General features: G+C 61.4%; 4 protein-coding genes. 1 reads left to right on the forward strand and 3 read right to left on the reverse strand.

Translation table 11 applies throughout. The features are described from left to right. From VFJ08_RS07115 to VFJ08_RS07125, 3 genes are all read right to left on the reverse strand, one after another. On the reverse strand, window positions 1-316 hold a 316-nt coding region (locus tag VFJ08_RS07115), incomplete at its 3' end, for a class II aldolase/adducin family protein (RefSeq protein WP_324996502.1). Beyond that, on the reverse strand, window positions 313-1584 hold the full coding sequence (otnK, locus tag VFJ08_RS07120) for a 3-oxo-tetronate kinase (protein ID WP_324996503.1): 1272 nt from the start codon (window positions 1582-1584) through the stop codon (window positions 313-315). The genes otnK and VFJ08_RS07115, both read right to left, overlap by 4 nt. Window positions 1585-1668: 84 nt before the next feature. Next, window positions 1669-2421 (reverse strand): FadR/GntR family transcriptional regulator, encoded by a 753-nt coding sequence (locus VFJ08_RS07125; RefSeq protein WP_324996504.1) that lies wholly within the window; start codon window positions 2419-2421, stop codon window positions 1669-1671. A gap of 168 nt (window positions 2422-2589) precedes the next feature. On the opposite strand from VFJ08_RS07125, the gene denD reads away from it, so the two are divergent. Continuing rightward, the coding region (gene denD, locus VFJ08_RS07130; protein WP_324996505.1) for a D-erythronate dehydrogenase at window positions 2590-3488 on the forward strand (899 nt) is incomplete at its 3' end.

The following is a 3488-nucleotide window of genomic DNA, read 5'->3' on the forward strand; positions in this document are numbered from 1 at the left end:
ACGAATAAGTCGCATGCAGATGGATGACGCCGCCGGCGTCCGGCCGGGCCTCATAAAAAGCGCGATGCAGGAAGGACTCCTTGGTCGGCGGCTTGCCGGAGAGCAGGTTGCCGTCCCAGTCGAGCTTGGAGATTTCCTCGGGGTCGAGTGCGCCGAGGCTGGCGTTGGTCGGGGTCATCAGCCACCCGTCGGCGAGCTTCGCGCTGATGTTGCCGGAAGTGCCGGGGGCAACACCGAGTCGGCGGAAGGCGCGGCCAATGGCCGCGATTTCTTCGCGTAGGGCGGTTTCGTCGAAAATGGTATCGTGATCGATCATGCCAGCAAATCCCAGGCTTTGATCATGAAATCGGTGGCGCCGAAATTGCCCGATTTAAGCGCCATCGCCAGTGGTTCGGCAGTGCCTATAGTCAGGGTCCAGGGGACGCCCGGATCGATAGGAGCACCAATGCGCAGTGCCTGTACGCCAAGTTTTGCCACTACAGCCCCAGAAGTCTCGCCCCCGGCGACGAGGAGCCGGCGCACGCCGTGCTCGTCGACCAATCGCGCCGCGATATCAGCCAAAGCACGTTCCACCAACGCGCCGGATTCGGCAACGCCCAACAGATGCTGGGCTTCACGTACCGTCTCGGGATCGGCACTGGCATAGATCAGCAGCGGGCCCTGAGTGAGCTGGCTGTCGGCCTGCGCGAGCGCCTCATCGATCACGCGCTGGTAATCATCAGCCAGCGCCAGTGCATCGACCCGGAAATTGGCGTAATGCTGGCGGGCGTGCTCCACCTGGACTCGGGTGGCACGCGAACAGCTGCCACTGATGATAGCCGCGTGACCGGCGGCCGCGATGGTCGGTTCGGCGATCCCAGCAGGCGCATGCTCCCGTGCGAACGCTTCTGCAATGCCAGCGGCCAGTCCCGACCCGGCGGTCACCAGCGGCAGATCGGCAGTGGCTGCAGCCAGCACGCGTAGATCGGCTTCCTCGATGGTGTCGCAGATGGCCAAGTCGATCCCATCCTCGCGCAGCGAGGCGATGCGTTGGCGCACCGCCGTACGGCCTTCGATGATGCAGGCTTTATCGATCAGCCCGACGTTCTGGCGGGTCTGTGCATCCAGCACACGTAGCAGATTGGCGTCGGTCATAGGTGTCAGCGGGTGATCCTGCATGCCGCTTTCGTTGAGCAAGACGCCGTCGACGAACAAATAGCCGTGATAGACGGTGCGATGGTTTGCGGGCAGGGCCGGACAGGCGATGGTGAACGAGGTATCGAGTGCGGTCATTAACGCCTCGCACACCGGACCGATATTGCCTTCGGCGGTTGAATCGAAGGTCGAGCAGTACTTGAAATAGAAACGTTTGCAGCCTTGAGTTTGTAGCCACTCCAGAGCCAGGAGCGAGCTCTCGACAGCCTCGTCGACGGGACAGGTACGCGACTTGAGCGCGACCACGAGCGCGTCGACGTCACGGTAATTATCCGATTGGCCTTCCGGCACGCCGATCGTCTGGATCGTACGCATACCGCCGGTCACCAAATGACTGGCCAGGTCGGTTGCGCCGGTCGAATCGTCAGCGATACATCCGAGTAGGGGCATGAAATCTCCTTCTGGCTGCCGCTGTGGAGGCTTTTTGCGGCACGGTAGAATTTTTCGGTTGTACTAACTCGTTGCGGCACATGGCTAGTTCGGCGCCGATGTGGGATTGTCCTCGGTTTGATCGAACAGATCGGCCGGTGCTTCACGCAGCCTTTTTTCAGCCTGGGTGAGATGGATCGCTACACAGCGTGCGGCGGCTTCGGCGTCGCCGGCAGTGATGGCGTTGAGAATGGCTTGGTGTTCGGCGACCACTTGTTCCATGAAGGTCAATCGCTGCGCTTCGTTGGTTCGTGTGACCGTGATCGCGTGCTGTAGAAACTGGTTATAGAAATTCACAGAGGCCGTGAAATAAGTGTTGTTCGCCGCTTTGGCGATGCTGTGATGAAACGCCATATCTTGTTCCACGCCGGTGGCGCCGTTTTCCACGGCTTCGTCGATGTCGACCATGGCATTGCGGATGCGGCGCAACTGTGAGGGCGTACGTCGGATAGCAGCCAGACGTGCGGCCTCGACCTCCACGGCACGCCGCAACTCCAGTAGCTCGATTACCGACTGAAAGGAGCGGTGCGGCAGCTTGAGCCGCAGCTCGGCGGTTGGCGTATTGGCGACGAAACTGCCACTACCACGGCGCGAGATGATTAAACCGGACTGCCGTAGCATCGACAATGCCTCGCGTACCACCGAGCGGCTGGTACCGTATTGCTGACCGAGTACCACCTCGGTCGGTAGCCGCTGTCCAGGACCGAACACTCCGCCGTGGATTGCTTGGCTCAACTGCTGGGCCATTTGCCGGGCCAGATCCAGGCCCGGCTTGAGTTGATTGGCTGAATGCGTCACTGCGCGCGTCGTATCGGAATACATGCCGTGTGCTCACGGTTACGCCATCGACTAATGGCGATATTGTTCAGAACAAAGTTGCCTGACAACCTTACGAATCCTTTAACCATATAACAAACAGCTATCGGTTTCCCGGCCGAAGCCAATGCAATTAAACGCAGGGGCGCGATGCGAATACTTGTTACCGGCGGCGCCGGTTTTCTCGGCGCACGGCTTATTCAGTCGTTATTGGATACCCAGCCGCTAATCGACGGTCAACGGGCCAGGGCGATCACGTCGCTGGATGTTGGCCCCTGCCCAATCAGCGACGAGCGGGTGGAGTCGGTCACCGGTGACATCAGCGACCCGCGCGTGATCGAGTCGGCGCTCGGCCCGGATGTCGCCGTGGTCTGCCATTTGGCGGCGGTCGTCAGCGCCGAGGCCGAAGCCGATTTCCAGCGCGGCATGCAGGTCAATTTCGATGCTACGCGCGTGCTTCTGGATGCGTGCCGCCGGCTGGCGCAGGCGCCGCGTTTCCTGTTTGCCAGCTCGCTGGCTGTGTTTGGGCCGGGCGAGGTCGAGCCCTTGGCCGAGGACACCGCACCGATGCCGCAGTCGTCCTACGGTACGCAGAAAGCGATCGGTGAACTGCTGGTCAACGATTACAGCCGGCGAGGGTTCATTGACGGCCGTGCCTGTCGATTGCCAACCATCGTGGTGCGCCCGGGTCGACCCAATAAAGCGGCTTCGTCGTTTGCCAGTTCAATTATCCGTGAGCCGCTGAACGGAGAGGACGCCATCTGCCCGGTGGCGTCCGATCTGCCCTTGTGGCTGTCGTCGCCGCGAACCGCCGTGACCAATCTGGTCCATGCACTGACGCTGCCCGCCGATCGGCTGGGCGACTGGCGCACCTTCAACTTGCCGGGGCTCACCGTCACGGTGTCGGAAATGCTTGACGCTCTGGAACGCCAAGCTGGAATAGAAACCCGGGCGCGCGTGCGTTTTGAACCCGATGCCGCGATCGAATCCATCGTCAACAGCTGGCCGGGGGGCCTTGAGACCAAGCGTTCGCTAGCGCTGGGCTTCGT

The organism is Salinisphaera sp. (genome assembly GCF_035690525.1).
Classification (GTDB): domain Bacteria; phylum Pseudomonadota; class Gammaproteobacteria; order Nevskiales; family Salinisphaeraceae; genus Salinisphaera.

What these genes read in the sequence shown, in the direction of transcription:
- otnK (WP_324996503.1), bottom strand. Translation starts at nt 1,584, where the DNA reads ATGCCCCTACTCGGATGTATCGCTGACGATTCGACCGGCGCAACCGAC.